Source organism: Stutzerimonas chloritidismutans (genome assembly GCF_051486945.1).
Lineage (GTDB): Bacteria > Pseudomonadota > Gammaproteobacteria > Pseudomonadales > Pseudomonadaceae > Stutzerimonas > Stutzerimonas chloritidismutans_B.
In genome coordinates, this window is the sequence record NZ_JAHVDX010000001.1 from 1433608 (window position 1) to 1455820 (window position 22213).

The following is a 22213-nucleotide window of genomic DNA, read 5'->3' on the forward strand; positions in this document are numbered from 1 at the left end:
TGAAACAGCGATTCCATTCCACAGCGAGGAGCACCATGTACGCGAATTCCTGTCTACGGCTAGCCGCCGTCACTGCCGTGGGATTGTTACTCAGCGCCTGCGCACCTAGCGATCCTTACGCCGAAACGAGCCAAGCGCTTGCCGACGACGTCCTGCTCCCCGCCTACACCCAGTGGGCCGAGGCCAACCGGCGCATGGCCGCCAGCAGCATCGCGTTCTGCGCCGGCAACGAGGAACTGCAGGCCACACGCGAGACCTTCCTCGCCGCGCAGTTCGCCTGGGCCGGGCTGCAACCGATACTCATCGGCCCCATGGGCGAAGGCAACCGCGCCTGGCAAGTGCAGTTCTGGCCTGACAAGAAGAACCTTGTCGGCCGCCAGGTCACCGCCCTGCTCAAGCGCAAACCCAACCTCACGCAAGCGGACATCGAGAATGGCAGCGTCGTGCTGCAGGGTCTGACTGCTTACGAGTACGCGCTGTACGACAAAGCCGTGGACCTCACCGACAAGGCCACCAAGGCACGCTATTGCCCTCTGCTGGAGGCCATCGGCGAGCACCAGCAGAAGCTGTCCGCGGACATGCTGCAGGTTTGGGAAGCGGAAGATGGCATGGCTGCACAGCTCAAGGAATTTCCCAACGAGCGCTACGCCGACGCCAATGAAGCCATTTCCGACATCATGCGCGTTCAGGTCACGGCATTGGACGGCCTGAAGAAAAAGCTCGGTGCGCCACTGGGGCGTCAGAGCAAAGGCCATCCCCAGCCGTTCCAGGCTGAGGCCTGGCGCAGCGATGCCACCCTTGGCAGCATCGACGCCGCATTAGCCGGTGCTCAGCGCCTATGGCAAGGCGCGGATGATGACGGCCTGAAGCGCTTGGTGCCCGCTGATCAGAAGGAGCTGGTGTCTCGCATTGATGTCGCTTACGCCACCACGCGCAAGCACCTCGCCGACGCCATGGTGCCGTTCAGCGAGCTCATCGCCGACGAACCGGGACGTGAACGCCTCAACGCCCTCTATGACGACTTGAACACCCTGCACCGTCTGCATCAGACCGAACTGGCGCGCGCGCTGGGCGTACAGATAGGCTTCAACGCTCACGACGGAGATTGATATGAAGCGCCGCGCATTCCTAGGCCTGGGCGGTGCCCTGGTCGCTGCTACCGCAGTCGGTGGCTGGACACTCACCCACGCCTCGGATCAACCGCTCCTGTTGTCTGCACGCGACGATAGCGATGGCAGGCACTACGCGGTGGGCTATCGCCTCGACGGCACTCGCGTGTTCGCCACGCCGGTGGCCGAGCGCTGCCACGATATCTACGCCCACCCGCACCTGCCACTGGCCGTATTCGTCGGCCGCCGCCCTAGCCGCGAGAGCTACCTGATCGACAGCCGTGACGGCACCTTGCTACAGGTCATCACCGCGGCGCCGGATCGCCACTTCTACGGGCACGGCGTCTTCCATGCCAGCGGCGATCGCTTCTACGCCACCGAAAACGACACCTCCGATGCCGGCCGCGGCGTGCTTGGCGTCTACCGGGTCGAGGAGCGCCAACTGGTTCGCATCGGCGAGCACGCCACCCATGGCATCGGCCCGCACCAACTCCTCTGGATGCCGGATGGCGAGACGCTGGTCATCGCCAACGGTGGCATCCGCACCGAAGCCGATAGCCGAGAAATGATGAACCTCGACGCCATGGAGCCGAGCCTGGTGCTGCTGCGCCGCGATGGCACCCTGGTGAGCAAGGAGCAGTTGCCCGAGCAGATGAACAGCGTGCGTCACCTCGCGGTCGCGGCCGACGGTACCGTGGTATCCGGCCAGCAGTACGAAGGCGACGCCATGGACCGCGCGCCGCTGCTGGCAATCAAGCGCCCCGGCCAGCCCTTCCAGCCCTTCCCGCTTGAAGAGGCGCAGCGCATGGCGATGAACCAGTACACCGCCAGCTTGGCAATCCACGATCGCCTGCGGTTACTCGCCGTCACAGCGCCGCGCGGCAACACCGTGTTCGTCTGGGACCTGGATAGCACGGCGCTGCGTGCCGAGATCCACCTGCCCGATTGTGCTGGCGTCGCCTCGGTCGAGACCGGTTTCGTGGTGACCTCAGGCCAGGGGCGCTGCCGCTTGCTCGACTGCACCGGTGACCGCTTCGCCAGCACTCCCCTTCAACTCCCGGCAGGGCTTTGGGACAACCACATGCGCTTGGTCTGAGCACGTTCAAGTATCGAGGCCGTAGGCCGAAATAGGGTGCGACATGGACGTCGTCGGCCATCGGCGCGCCCTGCGTCAGCGGCAATACCTCACTCGATGCGAGACCGTTCATGACGCTCAATAAATCCCTGCGTGCACAAATGCTGGCGCTGATCGCCGGCAGCCTGGCGACGATGCTCATCATCGCGCTGGCCAGCTTTTCCTTCCTATCCAAGGACATTGCGGCTTACCAGCAGCTGCTTAAAGGCCCCATCGAAGCCTCACGGTTGATCGATCAAGCCAATCTTGAATTCAAGATTCAGGTGCAGGAATGGAAGAACGTCCTGCTGCGGGGCAAGTCCGTCGAAAACCTCGATAAATACTGGCAGAGCTTCGAATCGCAGGAAGCCAAAGTGCAAGCGCTCCTAACCACCCTGGTACAAGCCAACCAGCACGACGCCGCTCTGGCCACTCAACTGCAAAGTCTGCAAAACGAACACCGCAAGCTGGGTGCCGCATACCGAGTGGGTCGCGATGCATTTCTCGCCGCTGATGCAGACCCCAGCGCTGGAGACGCCGCCGTCAAGGGTATCGATCGTGCGACCAGCGACCAGCTCAGCGCACTGGTCAATCAATTGCGCAACTCCGCGCAGCAAAGCGCCTCGACGATCAGCCAGGCGGCAGACCAGGCAATCGTCGCGGGGTCACTGATCATGTTGGCCGCTGGCGTGCTGGTCTCGCTGTTCAGCCTCTGGCTGGTCAACCGCAACCTGATTTCGCCGATCCGCCATTTAATCGACCACATCGCCCGCCTCAGCCAGGGGCAGTTCGCCGAGCGGGTCGACAGCAGCCGCCAAGATGAACTGGGTCGCCTGGCCGTAGCGGCCAATGTGCTTCGAGATTTCCTCGCCGACACGTTCACCCGTCTCCAGCGCAGTACCTCGGACCTGGACAGCGCCAGCGGCGAGTTGAACGCGATTGCCGCCCTCATGGGCCAGGGCACCCGCGACCAGTTCTCGCGCACCGACCAGGTCGCCACCGCTATGCATGAGATGTCCGCCACAGCGCAGGAAGTCGCGCGCCACGCCGCCGAAGCGGCACGTGCCGCTGACGCTGCCGACGGCTCGGCCCAAGACGGCGAACAGGTCATGCGCTCAACCATCGACACCATCACGTACATGCGCGGTGAGATCAGCAACACCGCCAACGTCATCCGCCGGCTTGAAGCCGACAGCGGGCGCATCGGCAAGGTGCTCGAGGTGATTAGGGGGATCGCCGACCAGACCAACCTACTTGCCTTGAACGCGGCGATCGAAGCGGCACGTGCCGGCGACGCCGGGCGGGGGTTCGCCGTGGTGGCCGACGAGGTTCGCACCTTGGCGCGCCGCACTGCCGATTCGACTGCTGAAATCCACCAGATCATCGACACCGTACAGACCGGTGCCGTGGACGCGGTCAAAGCGATCGAAAGCGGGCAGACCCATAGCGACAAGGGTGTCGAGCAAGTGACCGAGGCGGGCGACATGCTGCAGCGCATCACCCAGGAGATCGAGGCGATTCGCGATATGAACCGTCAGATCGCCACCGCTGCCGAAGAGCAGACCTCAGTGGCCGAGGACATCTCTCGCAACCTGATCGAGATCACCCAAATCGCGACGACCAATCTGGACAACGTCAATCGCACCGAGAGGGCCAGCCAAAATCTGCATGACCTGTCGACCGGCCTGAGCGACGTCACCCGCCGCCTGGCCAGCTGACCCGGCACACCGTGGCAGGCCGGCCACTCTGTCGTGCCTGCCTGCCCTGTCCGCTTTCGCCGGCCGCGAATGCCCGCCCTCCCCTTTACTTGCGTTCGCTTCGCGGCTAACGTCTCTCGCCTCAGTGGACTGCCTGGTCCAGATAACAACACAACGAGGCTAGCCGAAGGCTGCACTCGTGATGCGTGTCCCTCGGCTGCCTCTCAACGGCATTAGCAGCCGGCTCATCTCTCCAAGGAATACGGAACATGTGGCGCCGCATGCTGTTCATGCTCGGCGCGGTGATCGTCGTGGTACTGATCCTCGCCGCGCTCAAATTCAACACCATCTACTCGCAGATCCAGCAGTTCAAGGCGCCCAAGCCACCCATCGCCGTGGAAGTCCACGAAGCACGCCGTGAGCCATGGCAGAGTCGACTGCCGGCCATCGGTACGCTGACCGCCTCGCAAGGTATCGACCTCACCGTCGAGATTGCCGGCACGATCAGTGACGTCCAGTTCCGCTCCGGCGAACGAATCGCGAAAGGCCAGCCCGTGGTACTGCTCGACAGCGAGGTCGAACGCGCCAGCCTGGCCGCCGCCGAGGCCGACCTGCGCCTGGCCAAGGCCGAGTTCGAGCGTGCGCGCAGCCTGGTGGACCGCCAGGCCATCTCCCGCAGCGAATACGACCGTCTCAACGCCGAGTCGCAAAAAGCCGCTGCCACCGTGGCGCAACTCAAGGCCACCCTGGCGAAGAAGCGCATCGTTGCGCCCTTTTCCGGGACCATCGGCATCCGTCAGGTCGACGTCGGGGATTTCGTCGCTGCCGGTACGCCATTGGCGACCTTGCAGGATCTGTCCACCCTCTTCGTCGATTTCTATTTGGCTGAGCAACAGGTGCCGCTACTCGCCCTCGACCAAACGGTGCAAGTCCGAGTCGCGGCGTTTCCTGGCGAGCGGTTCGACGGCCGGATCGTGGCCATCAACCCCAAGGTCGAGGTCACCACGCGAAATGTTCAGGTTCGTGCCGAGCTGGCGAACCCCGGTCAACGCCTGCTGCCCGGCATGTTCGCCGATCTGCAGGTCGTGCTGCCGAAGAACGCGCCGCAAGTGATCGTTCCAGAGACGGCGATCACCTACACCCTCTACGGCAACTCGGTGTTGGTGGTGAAGGAAGGTCAGCCGCCCGAAGGTGAGGAAGCAGAGGCAACGGACCGGGGCACCGAACCCTACCTGGTTGTCCAGAGACGCTTCGTCAGGACCGGCGAGCGTCGGGATGGCCAGGTAGTGGTCCTCGAAGGCCTCGAGGCTGGGGAGCAGGTGGTCGTAGCGGGCCAGCTCAAGCTCGACAATGGCGCCCACGTGTCGATTGCCGAGTCACGCACCCTGGAGCGCGCACCAGACGCTCCTTCCACCTCCCGCTGATTGGGCGCTAGGGACACGCTATGGCCTTTACAGACCCCTTTATCCGTCGTCCGGTGCTCGCCAGCGTCATCAGCCTGCTGCTCGTGCTGCTCGGGCTCCAAGCGTTCACTAGCTTGGTGATCCGCCAATACCCGCAGATGGAAAGCGCGCTGATCACCGTGACCACCGCCTACCCCGGCGCCAATGCCGAGACCATTCAGGGCTACATCACCCAGCCGCTGCAGCAGAGCCTGGCCAGCGCCGAAGGGGTCGACTACATGACCTCGGTGAGCCAGCAGAACGTTTCCATTATTTCCGTCTACGCCCGCATCGGCGCCGATACTGACCGGCTCTACACCGAGCTGCTCAGTCAGGCCAACTCGGTCAAGAACCAGCTACCGCAAAATGCAGAAGACCCGGTACTGAACAAGCAGGCCGCCGATTCGACCGCGCTGATGTATATCAGCTTCTACAGCGACCAATTGACCAACCCGCAAATCACCGATTACCTGTCGCGCGTGATCCAGCCGAAACTGGCGACGCTCCCAGGGATGGCGGAAGCGGAAATCCTCGGCAACCAGGTGTTCGCGATGCGCCTGTGGCTGGACCCGGTGAAACTGGCTGCCTACGGCCTGGCCGCCTCGGACATCAACGATGCCATTCGCAAATACAACTTCCTCGCCGCCGCTGGCGAGGTGAAAGGCCAATACACCGTCACCAGCATCAACGCCGACACCGAACTGAAGACACCGGAAGCCTTCGCCCGCATTCCGGTCAAGACCGAAGGCGACAGTCGGGTGCTGCTCGGCGACGTAGCGCGGGTCGAGATGGGCGCCGAAAGCTACGACGCCGTCAGCTCCTTCGACGGTATTCCTTCGGTCTACATCGGCATCAAGGGCACACCCAGCGCCAACCCGCTGGACGTGATCGAAGAAGTCCGCGCGGTGATGCCACAGATCGAGTCGCAGCTGCCGCCCGGCCTGAAAGTGACCATTGCCTATGACGCGACGCGCTTCATCCAGGCGTCCATCGACGAGGTGGTCAAGACGCTCGCCGAAGCGGTAGTGATCGTCATCGTCGTGGTATTTCTCTTCCTCGGGTCGCTGCGCTCGGTGCTGATCCCGGTGGTGACCATCCCGCTGTCGATGATCGGCGTGCTGTTCGTCATGCAGGCCATGGGGTACTCGATCAACCTGCTCACCTTGCTGGCGATGGTTCTGGCGATCGGCCTGGTGGTGGACGACGCGATCGTCGTGGTGGAGAACATCCACCGGCACATCGAGCAGGGCAAGACGCCCTTCCAGGCGGCAATCGACGGCGCCCGCGAGATCGCTATGCCCGTGGTCACCATGACCATCACGCTGGCGGCGGTCTATGCACCCATTGGCTTCCTGCAAGGGCTGACCGGTGCGCTGTTCCAAGAGTTCGCGTTGACGCTGGCGGGCGCCGTGCTGATCTCCGGCATCGTGGCGCTGACCCTGTCGCCGATGATGTGCTCGCGGCTGCTGCGCCACGAGGAGAATCCCAGCGGCCTTGCCCACCGGCTGGATCTGCTGTTCGATCGCTTGAAGCGGCGATACCAACGTGCCCTGCACAGCACGCTCGACACCCGCCCGGTCGTGTTCGTTTTCGCGGTGATCGTACTCGGCCTGATTCCGGTATTGCTGATGTTCACCGAAAGCGAACTGGCGCCCGAAGAGGACCAAGGCATCATCTTCATGATGGCAAGCGCGCCGCAGACCGCCAACCTCGACTACCTGAACGCCTACACGGACCAGTTCCTCGAGATTTTCAAGTCGTTCCCCCAGTACTACTCCTGGTTCCAGATCAATGGATTCAACGGCGTGCAGAGTGGCATTGGCGGCTTTCTCATGACGCCGTGGGATGAACGCGAGCGCACACAGATGGAGGTGCTCCCCGAGGTGCAGGCTAAGATCGACCGAATCCCAGGGCTGCAGGTGTTTGGCTTCAACCTGCCTTCGTTACCTGGCACGGGCGAAGGCTTGCCGTTCCAGTTCGTGATCAACACGGCCAGTGACTATGAGTCGCTGCTGCAAGTGACTGAACGCATCCGGGAGAAGGCGCAGGCCTCAGGCAAATTCGCTTTTCTCGACGTCGACCTGGCATTCGACAAGCCCGAGGTGGTCGTGGACATCGACCGGGAAAAGGCCGCGCAGATGGGCGTCAGCATGGAAGACCTCGGCCTGACCCTGGCGACTCTACTCGGTGAAAGCGAGATCAACCGCTTCACCATTGAGGGCCGAAGCTACAAGGTGATCGCCCAGGTAGAGCGTGCCTACCGCGACAATCCAAGCTGGCTGAGCAATTACTACGTGAAGAACGAGCGCGGCGAGATGCTGCCGCTGTCGACGCTGATCACCGTCAGCGACCGTGCCAGGCCAACCCAGTTGACGCAATTCCAGCAACTCAACGCGGCGACCATTCAGGGCTTCCCCATCGTCAGCATGGGCGAGGCCATCGAAACGTTACGCAGTATCGCCTCCGAGGAAGCGCCGCAGGGCTTTACCTTCGACTATGCCGGGGCGTCGCGCCAATACATTCAGGAAGGCACCGCCCTGTATGCGACCTTTGGTCTCGCGCTGGCAGTGATCTTTCTGGTGCTTGCTGCGCAGTTCGAAAGCTTCCGCGATCCGCTGGTAATCCTGGTCACGGTACCGCTGTCGATCTGCGGCGCGCTGGTGCCCCTATTCCTGGGGCTATCGAGCATGAACATCTACACCCAGGTCGGGCTGGTGACGCTGATCGGCCTGATCAGTAAACACGGGATCATGATCGTCGAATTTGCCAACCAACTGCGCCGCGAGCGTGGCCTAAGCCGCCGGGAGGCGGCCGAAGAAGCCGCGGCCATTCGCCTGCGGCCCGTACTGATGACCACCGCGGCGACGGTGTTCGGCATGGTTCCGCTTATCGTTGCCAGCGGGGCCGGCGCGGTCAGTCGCTTCGACATCGGCCTGGTGATCGCTACCGGCATGACCGTAGGTACGTTGTTCACACTGTTCGTGCTGCCGGCCGTCTACAGCCTGTTGGCGAGCCCCGACCGGCAAACGGATGGGCAGGAACACGCGCACCTGGCATAGCAGGCCGCTCGGTGGCTCGTCCGTTGACGGGCCTCCGCCCGTTTTTGGAATGTGCCGCGCTGTCAGCTACGGCTGACCAGGCTCTGTGACAGCCCGTACATGAACAGCAAGAGATCATGATCCGGCCGAACGTCCGCTGGAGAGGCCTGGACCACACGCGGAGTGGGACACAGGCTGCCGAGGTCGCTTCGGGCGATCACTCGGGCGTCGGGCTCGCTCCAAGCCGCGGCGCACAACGAAGCGACGCCCAGCGCGCCGACCATGAACAGTCCTCGAGCTAATTCCAGCTTCATCGCGCAACCCTTTGATATGTCGTGATTCGAGAACCTGACCATAGACCAGGGAAAAGCCTGTCGCTCGGTCTAGCGACCAACGGTCAATCGCTTCTGTGCAGCGAGCCGACAGCGTCGCGATCCAGGTTGCCAGCGACGGATGACGGCGCCATGACTTGCACGCGGCGGGCAAAAAAAAGCCCCGCACGAGGCGGGGCTTTTTTTACAGCGAGGCAGGTGCCAGTCGGCTTACATCATGCCGCCCATGCCACCCATGCCGCCCATGTCCGGCATGGCCGGAGCAGGCTTGTCTTCTACGATCTCAGCGATCATGGCTTCGGTGGTGATCATCAGGCCGCCAATGGACGCCGCCGCCTGCAGAGCAGAACGGGTGACCTTGGCCGGGTCGAGGATACCCATTTCGATCATGTCGCCGTACTCGTCGGTCGACGCGTTGAAGCCGTAGTTGCCCGAACCCTGCTTGACCTTGTCGACCACGACGCTCGGCTCGCCACCGGCGTTGGCGACGATCTGGCGCAGCGGTGCTTCGACAGCACGACGCAGCAGCGTGATACCGACGTTCTGGTCTTCGTTCTCGCCCTTGAGCTCGGAGATGGCCTGCAGCGCGCGCACCAGGGCAACACCGCCGCCAGGTACCACGCCTTCTTCGACGGCTGCACGAGTCGCGTGCAGGGCGTCTTCGACGCGGGCCTTCTTCTCTTTCATCTCGACTTCGGTGCCGGCACCGACCTTGATCACGGCAACACCGCCAGCCAGCTTGGCCAGACGCTCTTGCAGCTTCTCTTTATCGTAGTCGGAGGTGGTGTCTTCGACCTGCTTGCGGATCTGCGCAACGCGGGCTTCGATGTCGACCTGCTGACCAGCGCCGTCGATGATGGTGGTGTTTTCCTTGTTCAGCACGACGCGCTTGGCGTTACCCAGGTGCTCCAGGGTAGCGGTTTCCAGGCTCAGGCCGACTTCTTCGGAAATCACGGTACCGCCAGTCAGGATGGCGATGTCCTGAAGCATGGCCTTGCGGCGGTCGCCGAAGCCAGGCGCCTTGACAGCCGCGACCTTGACGATGCCGCGCATGTTGTTGACGACCAGGGTCGCCAGCGCTTCGCCTTCGACGTCCTCAGCAACGATCAGCAGCGGACGGCCAGCCTTGGCAACACCTTCCAGCACCGGCAGCAGTTCGCGGATGTTGGAGATCTTCTTGTCGACCAACAGCAGCATCGGGCTGTCCAGTTCGGCAACCATGGTGTCCGGCTTGTTGATGAAGTAAGGAGACAGGTAGCCGCGGTCGAACTGCATGCCTTCTACGACGGACAGTTCGTTTTCCAGGCCCGAGCCCTCTTCAACGGTGATCACACCTTCTTTACCAACTTTTTCCATGGCTTCGGCAATGATCGCGCCGATGGAGCTGTCGGAGTTGGCAGAGATGGTGCCAACCTGAGCGATGGCCTTGAAGTCAGCGCAAGGCTTGGACAGGTTCTTCAGCTCGCTGACGATGGCGATGGTCGCCTTGTCGATGCCGCGCTTCAGGTCCATCGGGTTCATGCCAGCAGCGACGGCTTTCAGGCCTTCGTTGACGATGGCTTGAGCCAGAACGGTCGCGGTAGTGGTGCCGTCACCGGCCTCGTCGTTGGCCTTGGACGCGACGTCCTTGACCAGCTGTGCGCCCATGTTCTCGAAGCGATCCTTAAGCTCGATTTCCTTGGCAACGGAAACGCCGTCCTTGGTGATGGTCGGAGCGCCGAAGCTCTTTTCCAGAACCACGTTGCGGCCTTTCGGGCCGAGGGTCGCTTTTACCGCGTCAGCCAGGACGTTGACGCCAGTGAGCATCTTCTTGCGAGCGGAGTCGCCGAACTTAACTTCTTTAGCAGCCATGTTGATTCTTCCTCAAATTCTGTTGATGGAACGCAGTCGCTTAGCAGCGAGCGCTGATCAGGCTTCGACGACGGCGAGGATTTCGTTCTCGCTCATCACCAGCAGGTCTTCACCGTCGACCTTGACGGTGTTGCTGCCGGAGTAAGGGCCAAACACGACCTTGTCGCCAACCTTGACGGCCAGGGCGCGCACTTCGCCGTTGTCCAGAACGCGGCCAGTGCCAACAGCGACGACTTCGCCACGGTTCGGCTTTTCGGCAGCGGAGCCCGGCAGGACGATGCCGCCTGCGGTCTTGGTTTCTTCTTCGCTGCGACGAATCACGACGCGGTCATGCAGAGGACGAAGCTTCATTGTCGATCTCTCCTAGTACGGTGGTTTCCATGCCGACGCTCATGCATCGGCGGGTTGGGCAAATCCGGCGGTGCCGGTTGCGGCCCGCAATGCGAGCCGCGGAAGACGGACTGTCAAATCGCGACAGCGACCTTTCGGTGTCCGCTACATGCGGGCGGGCAAAATGAATTCAAGGGGCGAGTCGCGATTTTTTTCATTGAGAAACGAAAAAGGCATGCTGGAGCATCCCTTTGATCGATCGCCTCGTTTCTTACTTGTCGCGGCGCTCCCACTCCCCTTCGATCACATTCGGACGCTGGTTGGCCGGCTGCTCGCCGCTTCGCTGGCGCAGGTCATCCTCGAAGGCGCGGCGGCGCTGCGCCTGGAGCTCGATACGGCGCCCGACCATGCCCAGAAAAAAGCGGCGGGTCGGCGGAAACAGCACCAGCAGCGCGATCACGTCGCTGATGAATCCTGGCAAAAACAACAACCCACCGGCGACCGCCATCATCAGGCCCTGGAGCATTTCCTGCTCTGGTAGTTCGCCACGTGCGAGTCGCTCGCGGGCGCGCCAGGCCGTGGCGAAGCCGGCCAGACGCAGTAACAGGATGCCGGCCATGCCACTGATGACCAGCAATAGTAGGGTCGCCAGCACCCCAATAGCGCTGCCGACCTTGATCAGCACGGCCAATTCGGCGATCGGAAAGAGCAGAAACAGAAGCAGGAAGATACGCATCGAAGATCCTTTGGCGGAAGAACGGCTTCCGAAGTGGTGTAGATGACGTCGAGTGGGAGCGGATTCAACCCATGACCGCACCCACCCTGTAACGAATTATTGGTGCCTCGTTCGATCAGGCGCGTGCCATCGATACCAACGCCTGGCGCACAGCACCAGGGTTCCTGCATGGCTCGGGAAACGCCAACCAGTGGATGGCCTGGCCGATGCGCAGGTGAAAGCCTTCGCTGTCGATGCCCACTAACTGTGCTGGCTCGCTTGTCGGCAGGCCGGCCTGCCGGACGTAATGGGCAATCGCAGCGGCATGGTCGGCGTTCATGTGCTCGATCATGCCGCGCTCGAGATCGCTCTCACCGGCAAACGGATTGGCCAACGCGACCTGGTCAAGCCAATGGATGGCACCGAAACCTCCGATGAAACGCCAGCGCACCGGCTGTAGGCACCAGAAATCGAAGTCGTGCGCGCGGTGATAATCACGCGACTCGGGAAAGTATCGGTAGTAGCGCACGGCGGCGGCTTCGATGGCAGACGCACTCTCAAGCTGTCGAGCCTCGGCCAGCACGGTCAATCGACCAGCCGCTTGCACATCCTCGGCGCCGCGCTCCCCCACCAGCAGCGAGCAGCGCAGATCGGCCTTCAGATTGCGGGTGTGCTGGGCGATCCGACTGATCAGCAACAGCGGCCAACCGGCCTCGTCGAGGCAATAGGGTACGGCCGAACCGAAGGGAAATCCTGGCAAGGCATGGGAGTGCGTGGAGAGCACGCCGCGGTATTCCTTGAGCAACAAGAGTCGGGCATGCTTGGTGGCTTCTGCGCTCACGGAGGCTCCTCGGGGCGGGTCGCGACTGGGTCGCACCAGCATACCGATTCGACTTCGCGGCGTCGCGAGCGCCTCGACAGCAGGAGATCACATGCAGCTCGACGACAAGGTCATCATCATTACCGGGGGCGGCCAGGGGCTCGGCCGCGCCATGGGCGAATATCTCGCGGCCAAAGGGGCAAAAGTGGCGCTGGTCGATCTGGACCAGGCGCGACTGGACGACGCGGTGGCCGCCTGCAAGCAGGCCGGTGGTGACGCCCGTGCTTATCTATGCAACGTGGCCGACGAAGCACAGGTCAGCCAAATGGTTGCACGGGTCAGCGAGGATTTCGGCGCACTGGACGGCCTGGTCAACAATGCTGGAATCCTGCGCGACGGGCTGACTGTCAAGGTCAAGGATGGCGAGCTGTCGAAGATGAGTCTGGCTCAGTGGCAGGCCGTGATCGATGTGAACCTGACCGGCGTATTCCTTTGCACGCGGGAGGTCGCAGCCAAGATGATCGAGCTGAAGCGCCCGGGCGCAATCGTTAACATCTCGTCGATCTCACGCGCCGGCAACATGGGCCAGGCTAACTATTCAGCCGCAAAGGCAGGCGTCGCAGCAGACACCGTCGTCTGGGCAAAGGAACTGGCTCGATATGGCATTCGTGTCGCAGGCGTAGCGCCCGGCTTCATCGAGACCGAGATGGTGGCCAGCATGAAGCCCGAAGCACTGGAGAAGATGGCGGCGGGCATCCCGCTGAAACGTCTGGGCAAGCCGATGGAGATTGCCCACTCGGTCGCCTACCTCTTCGAGAATGACTACTTCACCGGACGCATCCTGGAGCTCGACGGCGGGCTGCGCTTGTGATGACAGGCAATTGATCGAGCAGGGGCGCTTGCCACCAGCGCCCCTTCTCGTTTCAGCCAGCCTTACCAGCCGATACCGAAGCCGATGCTATAGCGGGTTTCGTCGAGGTCGCTCTCAGCGCCGCTAACGATGTCCTTCTCGGCCTTCATATTAAGGGACGCCCAGTCGGTCACTTTGTAGCGCAGGCCGACGGCCGCATCGAGTTCGTAATCCGCGACGTTTTCCAGGGGCTTGCCGATCTCGCCCTGGCTGAACAGCTCGAACGTCTTGCCGACGAGGTAGCGGTTGTAGTCCCACTTCATTGCCAGCGAGTAGAAGTCTTCCTTTTCGCCGCTGGCAAATTCGTAGTCACTGCGGTTGAGCAGCGACGCCAGCGAGAACGCGCCAAGCTCGTTGTCCCAGAACTGATAACCGGGACCGGTACCGATGGTGCGCTGGCGGCGCACGTCCTCGATCTTGTCACGCTTGTACTGTAGCCGCCCCTGCCAGAACCAATGCTCGTCGATGAAACGGTCGAGCGCGTACTCAGCGTCCCAGTTGTCGGTGGCCGTTACGCCGTCACGGTATTCACGGTTGTAACTGCCCTTGCCGTTATGCCGCCACAGGCCGTGACGGGCCGAGGTGTCGAAGGCGATGTCGTAGTCGTCCGTGTCGGTTTCGGCGCGCTTGTAATCCACTGCGACGTCGACATTCCCTTTCCAGGTCAGATCTTGAATCAGCGGCTTGGGATGGATGATCTGGGTGATGCTCTTCAACGCGACCGTGCGCGGCGCGTCACCATTGGTCAGGGTGACCTTGCCGTCATCGGCAGCCTGAAGGGATTTCGCGACCTCACCGGTCACGTCATCCTGCTTGACCAGCAGTTGCTGGTCGCTCTCCAGGGTCGCTACCTGGCTCCACTTCACGGGGATGGAGCCGCCGTATTCGGTTTCGATCAGCAGCTTGCCACCGTCGAGCACGCTGATCTTGCCGGTCAAACGGTCGCCATTCTTCAGCCATACGGTATCGGCAAGTGCCGGCAGGGTCAGGGTCGACAGGGCTACGCAAAGCAGGGTTCTGGGAAACATCTTGGGAGGTCTGCGAGAGGGCTAAATGAGAAAGCCTGCCATTATCCTGATGCGCTCGCGGACAACAAGGGCAGACCGCTGAACGGAGCCGCCTGCACACCATCCAGCCCCTGCTTGCCCACGAACCGAGCATGGCCGAAGCTTTGCCGATACGCCCGGCCGATGCCGGCTCACCAGCGGATGCACATGATGAAAGCCAACGAAGAGCGGCACCCAAACGCGCTGCACCCTCTTGATGCCGAGAGCCGCCGGGCTGCCCTGTATCTGGTGCTGGCGCAGATCCCTGAAGGCTGCGTCACCAGCTATGGCGAACTTGCCGCCATGGCCGGCCTCGGTCGCGCGGCTCGCTGGGTCGGACGTGTGCTGTCGCAGCTGCCAGACGATACTCGCCTGCCCTGGCATCGCGTGATGGGTGCCGGCGGGCGGCTGAGTCTGCCAGCCGGCAGCGCGGCTGGCGACGAGCAGCGCGCACGGCTTCGCGCCGAGGGAGTGATGGTCGTCAATGGCCGCGTCGACATACGTCGACACGGCTGGCATTCGCCGGAGCACAGCGGGTAGAGTGCGCGTTCACTTGCCCATGCCCGATTTGCCCATGTCCCGTGAAACCTGGCGTGCCGCACTGGCCGCCTATGCCAGCCCCGCCTCGCTAACCCTGTTGGTCCTCGGGTTCGCCGCCGGTCTTCCCGCGATCCTGGTGTTTTCCACCTTGTCGGTCTGGCTACGCGAGGCTGGGGTTTCCCGGGAAACCATCGGGTTCGCCAGCTGGATCAGCCTAGCGTACGCCTTCAAGTGGGTGTGGTCACCGATGCTCGATCAATGGCGGCTGCCCTGGATCGGCAAGCTGGGCCGGCGGCGTTCCTGGCTCGTCCTATCGCAGGCGGCCATTGCGGTCGGGCTGGTCGGTATGGCGCTATGCAACCCGCAAACCAGCCTGACCATGCTGATCGCGCTGGCCGTGGCCGTCGCCTTCGCCTCGGCCACCCAAGACATCGCCATCGATGCCTACCGGCTCGAAATCGCCGAGGACAAGCTGCAGGCGACGCTCGCCGCCAGTTACATGACCGGCTACCGCATCGCCATGCTGCTAGCCAGCGCCGGCGCCCTGTTCCTGGCCGAATGGCTGGGTTCGAGCAACCTTCAATACAGCCAGTCGGCCTGGACCACGACCTATATCGTCTTCGCGCTGCTGATTTTGCCGGGCCTGCTGACCAGCCTGCTGATTCCCGAACCGGACGCTGGCGTGCCACTGCCCAGCGAGCCTTCACGCTACAGCTTCAATCATCAGTTGGCCGCGGTAGGCCTGCTGCTGGTGCTGCTGATTTCGGTGCCGGCACTGATCAATGCACTGATCGCCCAGGCCTGGCCACGCGCCACGCTTTACCTGTTGTTCATCGTCGGTTCGCTGTCCCCGGCGGGCCGCAGCCTGCTGGTGCCCGTTCGCCAGATGCTCGGCCAGGCGAAACAGCGACAACGCCCGCTGCACTTCGATTTCGTGCATCAGGCCGTCTCGGTGATCCTGCTGATCATTCTGCTGGTCGCCACGGGCGGCATGTTCCAATCCTATTGGGGTGGCTACTGGCCGCGCGGAACCATGTACCTGCTGATCGTCTGGGGTTGCCTATCCGCACCGGGGCGCATCCTCATGGGGCCGGTGCTGACGCCGATCACCGATTTCATCCTGCGCTACCGTTGGCAAGCCTTGCTGCTGCTCGGGCTGATCGCGACCTACCGGATGTCCGACACGGTCATGGGCGTGATGGCCAATGTGTTCTACATCGACCAGGGCTTTTCGAAGGATGAAATCGCCAGTGTGAGTAAGCTGTTCGGCCTGGTGATGACACTACTGGGGGCTGCGTTTGGCGGCTTGCTGATCGTCCGGTTCAGCATCCTGCCGATCCTCTTTCTCGGCGGTGTGGCCTCGGCGGCGACCAACCTGATGTTCGTGCTGCTGGTGGGCATGGGCGCCAACCTAAACATGCTGATCGTCACTATCTCTTGCGACAACTTCAGCGGCGGCCTGGCCTCGACGGCCTTCGTCGCCTACCTGTCGAGCCTGACCAATCTCAAGTTCTCGGCGACTCAATACGCCCTGCTGAGCTCATTGATGCTACTTCTGCCCCGGCTGATCGGCGGCTACTCCGGCGTGATGGTCGAACACCTGGGCTACAGCGATTTCTTCCTGGTGACGGCGCTGCTCGGCGTGCCGACACTGGTGCTCATTGCGTGGCAATGGTCGCGTAGCCGCAACCCGCCTCAAGCGAGTGCGCCGCTACCCGGCACCGAGCAATCTTCACCATGAAAAAAAGCCGGCATTGCCGGCTTTTTTTCATGTTCGCGGTTTCAGCTCTGCACCAGGTGCACCACCCGCTGCGGGAACGGAATGCCGATGCCCGCCTCGTCGAAACGCTCCTTCAGCCGCTCGGTGAAGCTGAAGGTCACGGGCCAGAAATCACCAGTGGCCACCCACACACGCAGCGACAGATTGACCGAGCTGTCGCCCAGGCCGGTCACGAATACCACCGGCTCCGGATCACGCAGAACCCGCTCGTCTTCCGCTAGCTCGAGCAGGATCTTGCGGGCCAGCTTGATATCCGCGCTGTAGTCGATGCCAACATTGATGTCCGCACGCCGGCGCGGCTCGCGTGAATAGTTGGTGATGTGCCCGTTGGACAGGCTGCCGTTGGGGACGACGATGGTCTTGTTATCGGCGGTCTTGAGCACCGTGTGGAAGATCTGGATCGAATCCACGGTGCCCGCCACGCCCTGGGCTTCGATCCACTCGCCGACGCGGATCGGGCGGAAAATCAGGATCAGCACGCCGCCCGCGAAGTTGGCCAGGCTACCCTGCAACGCCAGGCCGATCGCCAGGCCCGCCGCACCGATCATCGCGATGAACGAGGTGGTCTCGACACCGATCATCGAGGCGACGCTGATCAGCAGCAACACCTTGAGGATGATGCCCGCCAGGCTCTCGATGAAACCGTGCAGGGACGGATCGATCTGGCGCCGCTTGAGCAGGCTGCCCACCTTGCCGATGAGCGCGTTGATCAGCCACCAGCCGATCAGGAACGTGACCAGCGCCAGAGCCACTTGGGCGCCATATTGAAGAACGATCGGTAGCCAGGCCTCGGAAAGATCGACCAGGTAATCGACACTCAAATCCATCAGTAAAAGTCTCCTTGAAACAACCGAGCACACACGGGCAGGCGGATGCGCAGCGGTTCGAACGGAAAGGCTCCCCAGGGGAGCCGGAGGGGATCAGTCGCGGAAGTTGTTGAACTGCAGGGGCATGCCCAGGTCCTTGCTGCGCAGTAGCGCGATGGCTTCCTGCAGGTCGTCACGCTTCTTGCCCGTGACGCGCACCTGCTCGCCCTGAATGGCAGCCTGCACCTTGAGCTTGGCATCTTTGATGAAGGCAACGATCTTCTTCGCCAACTCCTTGTCGATGCCTTCGCGTAGCACGACGTCTTGCTTGACCATCTTGCCGGAAGGATAGGCGTCCTTTATTTCAAGGCACTGGATATCGATCTTGCGCTTTACCAGGCTCAGCTTGAGAATCTCGAGCATCTGCTCCAACTGGAAATCCGCATCGGCGGTCAGGGTGACGGTCAGTTCCTTGAACTCGAAACTGCCTTTGCCGCGAAGGTCGTATCGCCGGTCAAGTTCCTTGACGGCGTTGTCGACGGCGTTGGTCACTTCGTGCTTGTCCAGCTCGGACACCACGTCGAACGAGGGCATGGGCTTCCTCCATTGGTTGATATGACGGCGCTATGCTGTGATCCAGCGCGCGTAGCTTGACGGTTCAAATGGGCCATCATTATAACTGCTTCACGTTGACAACCCGGCCGCCGAATGCGTTTAGGCTGCTACCCCCACCGAGCATCGCATGCCTAACCCCCAACTCAGCATCCTGGTCGTCGATGACGCCAAGTTTTCCAGCGTCATGATCGGCCGCGCATTGACCAAGGCAGGCTATGAGGACGTACGCTTCGCCAACAGCGCCGGCGCCGCGCTGAAGCTGATCGAGGAGCGGCCCGCCAACGTTCTGCTCGCCGACTGGCTCATGCCCGAAATGGATGGGCTCGAACTGACGGCACAAGTGCGTCAGCAGGACGAGATGACCGATCACTACACCTACATCGTCCTGCTCACCGGCCGAGACGGCCCCGACGTGCTTGGCCACGCCTTCGACCGCGGAGTCGACGACTTCATCAGCAAGTCCACCATGAATGAGCAGCTGGTCCCGCGCGTCTATGCTGCTGACCGCATCTGCGGCTCGTTCCAACGCCTGATGCAGGAAAATCGCCTGCTCACTCAGAACATCGCCAGCCTCGAGCAGCGCAACCTGATCGACGCCGTGACCGGCCTCGGCAACGCCCGCTATCTACACCAGCGACTCGGCGACAGCCTGCGCCAGCTCGAAAGCCGCGGCGGCGCGCTCTGCTACCTGCTGATCGGTCTGCCCGAGATCGAGGCTCAACGGCAGCGCTACGGAGACCCGTTCCACCACGAGTTGCTGCGCGGCGTCGCCCGGCGGCTGCAGCAACTGGTGCGTCCGCTTGACACGCTCACGCGCCTGGACGATCACCACTTCGGCCTGCTGACCATGATCGAAGACCTCAAAGCCTGCTCGCCGAGCAGCTTCAAACGTTTGCACGAAGGGCTCAACCTCAAGGCATTCAAGACCAGCGAAGGGTTTATTTCCATCAAGGCCGGTGTCGGGCTCGTCAGCCTGGACGCCAGCGCCCTGCCGGTCGACGGGCGCCAACTCACCGAGCGCGCCGAGTCGCTGCTGGCGGATGCCTACACCACCGGGCGCATCGTCCCCTACCGCTTCAAGCACCCGTCCTGATGACATGGCACGTGCTGGGCGCGGGAAGCCTGGGCTGCCTCTGGGCCGGGCGCCTGCACCGTGCAGGCATTGCCACCCGCCTTATCCTGCGCAACGAGCAACGGCTCGCTGCTTACACGATTGCCGGTGGCCTTCGGCTGGTCGAAGCAGGCGTGAGCCAGCGGTTGGCGGTGCCAGCGGAACTACCAGATTCAGCCGGCGCGATCGACCGGCTCCTGGTGGCCTGCAAAGCCTACGATGCCGAGGCGGCCGTAGCGTCCGTTTCGGGGCGCCTGCATGAAGGCAGCGAGATTCTGCTGCTGCAGAACGGCATAGGCAGCCAGCAGGCCGTTGCGCAGCGCTGGCCCGCGCAGCGATGCATCATGGTGTCCGGCACCGAGGGCGCCTATCGGCGTGATGCGTTCGAGATCGTGCATGCCGGGCTCGGGCAAAACTGGCTGGGTGACCCGCGCGACCCCGCACCGCCGCACTGGTTAAGCGACCTGGACGTAGCCGGCATCCCCTACCAGTGGACAGACACGATCCTCACACGGCTCTGGCGCAAGCTGGCCCTCAACTGCGCCATCAACCCGCTGACGGTCCTGCATGATTGCCGCAACGGCGCACTGCTCGCCCACCGCGACGAGCTGCACGCGCTCTGCGTCGAGTTCGAACGCATCCTGCAGGCGTGCGGGCAAACCGATGCGGCCCGAGGGCTCGAAGCGGACGTATTCGTGGTCATCGAGAAAACGGCGCAGAATTATTCATCGATGCATCAGGACGTGACCAACGGTCGACGCACCGAGATCGCCTATCTGCTTGCCCAGATGTGCCAAGCCGCGACACAGAATGGCATCCCGGCCCCAAGATGCAGCGCCCTGCTTCTTCGTCTGCAGGCACGGCTACGCCAGCTCGGATTGCCGGCCGACTGAGGCACCGCTACCCTGCGGGAAGGTTCCTCCACCGTGCCCCGCCATGACCTTGCGCCAACGCCTCGAAAATTTGCCCGTCGGCCGCAAACTGCTGATCGCCCTGCTGGTGCTGCTGGCCGCCGTGCTGCTGGTGTCCAACCTGGCCTTCATCAGCGCGGCGTATTGGATTTCGCGCCAGAGTGTCGCCCCCCAGGCGATGCACACGCTCGGCGCCCTGTTCGCGACACCGGAGCTGAGCGAGCGCGCCCTGCAATCGCAGGCCGCGGCAAACGCACTGCTGCGCAAGCTCGACGACTATGCGCCCCTGCGTGCGGCGGTCATCTACGACAGCGCCGGCAACAGCCTCGGCCAGCTCTACCGCGGAGATTCCCTCCACCTTCCGCAGCGCCTTCAGGGCCTGCCTGAATGGCAGAAGACTGAAATGCGCGCCAACCTGCTGGTCGAACTTCCGCAACCAGACGGGCCGCCCGGGCATCTGCTGATGGTCGCCAGCAGCGAGCTACCAGGCGCGTTCTACACCGGCACACTGACCGCCAGCCTGGCGATTCTGCTCGCTAGCCTGCTGCTCTGGCTGTTGGTCGCACGGCAGATACGCCAATTCGTTACCCGACCGATCCGCGACCTGGAGTCGCTCTCCCGACAGGTCACGCGTGAAGAGAATTACTCCCTGAGGGCCGCCGCCCGAAGCCAGGACGAAATCGGGCGGCTGGCCGATGCCTTCAATACCATGCTGTCACGCATGGAAGCCCGTGAGCAGCAGCTCAAGCGGGCACGCGACGACGCCCAGGAAGCCTTCGATCATGCCCAGGGGCTGGCTGAGGAAACCCGCCACTCCAACCGCAAACTGGAGCTGGAAGTCCAGGTGCGCAGCAAGATCGAAAAGAAACTCACGGGGTTTCAGAACTACCTGAACAGCATCATCGACTCGATGCCCTCTGTGCTCATCGCCCTGGACGAGCAACTCTACGTCACCCAGTGGAACCAGCAGGCAAGCGTGCTTTCCGGTACCTCGCTGGATGACGCACTGAACCAGCCGGTATTCATCGCCTTCGAGCCGCTGAAGCCCTTTCTCACGCAGATCCGTCGGACCTCGGAACGGCATCAGGTGGAGAAAGTCGAGCGCGTCACCTGGACCGTCAACGAGGAACCCCGGCATTTCGCCCTGACGCTCTACCCCCTAATGGGTGGCGGCGGGCGCGGCGTGGTGATCCGCATCGACGACATCACCGAGCGCATCAATATGGAAGAAATCATGGTGCAGTCAGAAAAGATGCTCTCGGTCGGCAGCCTCGCCGCCGGCATGGCGCACGAGATCAACAACCCGCTCGGCGCCATTCTGCACAACGCCCAGAACATTCGCCGGCGGCTTTCGCCGGACCTCGAACGCAACCGTGAAGCCGCCGACGAAACCGGCGTGTTGCTCGACGCGGTGAACCAGTACCTGCAGCGTCGCGAGATTCCGCAACTGCTCGACGGCATCCAACAGGCCGGCTCGCGCGCGGCGAAGATCGTCAGCCATATGCTGAGCTTCAGCCGCCTGAGCAACCGCCAGCTCGCCGACTGCCAGCTACCGGTACTGATCGACCAGGCGCTGGAGATCGCCGGCAACGACTTCGCCCTGATCGAAGGCTTCGATTTTCGCGCCATCGACATCGTGCGGGACTTCGACCCTCAGGTCGATCGCGTGCCGTGCATCGGCAACGAACTCGAGCAGGTGCTGCTCAACCTATTGAAGAACGCCGCGCAAGCGATCCATCAGAAACCGGAACGCGCGCAGGGCCAAATCATCTTGCGCACGCGCCTGAATCCCCCCTGGGCGGAAATTCAGGTCGAGGACAACGGCGGCGGCATACCCGAGCACATCCGCAAGCGGATTTTCGAACCCTTCTTCACCACCAAGGAAGTCGGCCAGGGAACCGGACTGGGGCTTTCCGTTTCGTATTTCATCATTACCAACAACCATAAGGGGCAGATGGAAGTGCAGAGCCGGCCAGACCAGGGGACGACATTCACCCTGCGCCTGCCGCTGACCTCGCCGTCCGAAGCCACCGACAGCTAGACAAG

The 22213-nt window shown here is 62.6% G+C and carries 19 protein-coding genes; 11 read left to right on the plus strand and 8 right to left on the minus strand.

The genetic code is table 11. The features are described 5' to 3' along the window. Window positions 1-35: 35 nt before the first annotated feature. The 5 genes from KXR72_RS06540 (at window position 36) to KXR72_RS06560 (ending at window position 8421) form a co-directional block, all read left to right on the plus strand. A complete protein-coding gene (locus tag KXR72_RS06540; RefSeq protein WP_437420265.1) occupies window positions 36-1109 on the plus strand; it encodes an imelysin family protein in 1074 nt (357 codons plus the stop codon). Window position 1110: 1 nt separating this feature from the next. After that, complete coding sequence (locus tag KXR72_RS06545; protein ID WP_437420266.1) at window positions 1111-2205, plus strand: DUF1513 domain-containing protein; 1095 nt, start codon at window positions 1111-1113, stop codon at window positions 2203-2205. A 110-nt stretch (window positions 2206-2315) separates the two neighbouring features. After that, window positions 2316-3941 carry a methyl-accepting chemotaxis protein gene (locus KXR72_RS06550; protein WP_437420267.1) on the plus strand — a complete coding sequence of 542 codons (1626 nt, stop codon included), beginning with the start codon at window positions 2316-2318 and terminating at the stop codon, window positions 3939-3941. Window positions 3942-4189: 248 nt separating this feature from the next. Next, window positions 4190-5344 (plus strand): efflux RND transporter periplasmic adaptor subunit, encoded by a 1155-nt coding sequence (locus KXR72_RS06555; RefSeq protein WP_437420268.1) that lies wholly within the window; start codon window positions 4190-4192, stop codon window positions 5342-5344. A 20-nt stretch (window positions 5345-5364) separates the two neighbouring features. Continuing rightward, complete coding sequence (locus tag KXR72_RS06560) at window positions 5365-8421, plus strand: multidrug efflux RND transporter permease subunit (RefSeq protein ID WP_437420269.1); 3057 nt, start codon at window positions 5365-5367, stop codon at window positions 8419-8421. Between the two features lie 62 nt (window positions 8422-8483). Here KXR72_RS06560 and KXR72_RS06565 read toward each other — a convergent pair whose 3' ends face one another. From KXR72_RS06565 to KXR72_RS06585, 5 genes are all read right to left on the minus strand, one after another. Continuing rightward, entirely contained in the window at window positions 8484-8714 is a 231-nt protein-coding gene (locus KXR72_RS06565; RefSeq protein WP_437420270.1) for a hypothetical protein, read from the minus strand. A 228-nt stretch (window positions 8715-8942) separates the two neighbouring features. Then, window positions 8943-10583 (minus strand): chaperonin GroEL, encoded by a 1641-nt coding sequence (gene groL / locus KXR72_RS06570; RefSeq protein ID WP_437420271.1) that lies wholly within the window; start codon window positions 10581-10583, stop codon window positions 8943-8945. Window positions 10584-10640: 57 nt separating this feature from the next. Further along, window positions 10641-10934, minus strand: a complete 294-nt coding sequence (locus KXR72_RS06575; RefSeq protein WP_003294630.1) for a co-chaperone GroES — start codon at window positions 10932-10934, stop codon at window positions 10641-10643. Between the two features lie 250 nt (window positions 10935-11184). Next, a complete protein-coding gene (locus KXR72_RS06580; RefSeq protein WP_437420272.1) occupies window positions 11185-11649 on the minus strand; it encodes an FxsA family protein in 465 nt (154 codons plus the stop codon). 115 nt (window positions 11650-11764) lie between these two features. Then, entirely contained in the window at window positions 11765-12469 is a 705-nt protein-coding gene (locus tag KXR72_RS06585; RefSeq protein ID WP_437420273.1) for a HugZ family protein, read from the minus strand. A gap of 91 nt (window positions 12470-12560) precedes the next feature. On the opposite strand from KXR72_RS06585, the gene KXR72_RS06590 reads away from it, so the two are divergent. Next, window positions 12561-13319 carry an SDR family oxidoreductase gene (locus KXR72_RS06590; protein ID WP_437420274.1) on the plus strand — a complete coding sequence of 253 codons (759 nt, stop codon included), beginning with the start codon at window positions 12561-12563 and terminating at the stop codon, window positions 13317-13319. A 62-nt stretch (window positions 13320-13381) separates the two neighbouring features. On the opposite strand, the gene KXR72_RS06595 is transcribed toward KXR72_RS06590, so the two are convergent. Beyond that, on the minus strand, window positions 13382-14386 hold the full coding sequence (locus KXR72_RS06595; protein ID WP_437420275.1) for a DUF481 domain-containing protein: 1005 nt from the start codon (window positions 14384-14386) through the stop codon (window positions 13382-13384). 189 nt (window positions 14387-14575) lie between these two features. On the opposite strand from KXR72_RS06595, the gene KXR72_RS06600 reads away from it, so the two are divergent. Both KXR72_RS06600 and KXR72_RS06605 read left to right on the plus strand, forming a co-directional pair. Continuing rightward, entirely contained in the window at window positions 14576-14944 is a 369-nt protein-coding gene (locus KXR72_RS06600; RefSeq protein ID WP_437420276.1) for an MGMT family protein, read from the plus strand. A gap of 34 nt (window positions 14945-14978) precedes the next feature. Beyond that, on the plus strand, window positions 14979-16685 hold the full coding sequence (locus KXR72_RS06605; protein WP_437420277.1) for an AmpG family muropeptide MFS transporter: 1707 nt from the start codon (window positions 14979-14981) through the stop codon (window positions 16683-16685). A gap of 41 nt (window positions 16686-16726) precedes the next feature. On the opposite strand, the gene KXR72_RS06610 is transcribed toward KXR72_RS06605, so the two are convergent. Both KXR72_RS06610 and KXR72_RS06615 read right to left on the minus strand, forming a co-directional pair. Continuing rightward, window positions 16727-17551 carry a mechanosensitive ion channel family protein gene (locus KXR72_RS06610; protein WP_437420278.1) on the minus strand — a complete coding sequence of 275 codons (825 nt, stop codon included), beginning with the start codon at window positions 17549-17551 and terminating at the stop codon, window positions 16727-16729. Window positions 17552-17644: 93 nt separating this feature from the next. Beyond that, window positions 17645-18124 (minus strand): YajQ family cyclic di-GMP-binding protein, encoded by a 480-nt coding sequence (locus KXR72_RS06615; protein WP_437420279.1) that lies wholly within the window; start codon window positions 18122-18124, stop codon window positions 17645-17647. A 148-nt stretch (window positions 18125-18272) separates the two neighbouring features. On the opposite strand from KXR72_RS06615, the gene KXR72_RS06620 reads away from it, so the two are divergent. The 3 genes from KXR72_RS06620 to KXR72_RS06630 are packed head-to-tail and all read left to right on the plus strand — an operon-like array spanning window position 18273 to window position 22208. Further along, window positions 18273-19238: a response regulator gene (locus KXR72_RS06620; protein WP_437420280.1), complete on the plus strand. Its 966-nt coding sequence runs from the start codon at window positions 18273-18275 to the stop codon at window positions 19236-19238. Then, entirely contained in the window at window positions 19238-20149 is a 912-nt protein-coding gene (locus KXR72_RS06625) for a putative 2-dehydropantoate 2-reductase (protein WP_437420281.1), read from the plus strand. Before KXR72_RS06620 ends, KXR72_RS06625 begins: the two co-directional genes overlap by 1 nt. 43 nt (window positions 20150-20192) lie before the next feature. Next, complete coding sequence (locus KXR72_RS06630) at window positions 20193-22208, plus strand: ATP-binding protein (protein ID WP_437420282.1); 2016 nt, start codon at window positions 20193-20195, stop codon at window positions 22206-22208. Window positions 22209-22213 lie beyond the last annotated feature (5 nt).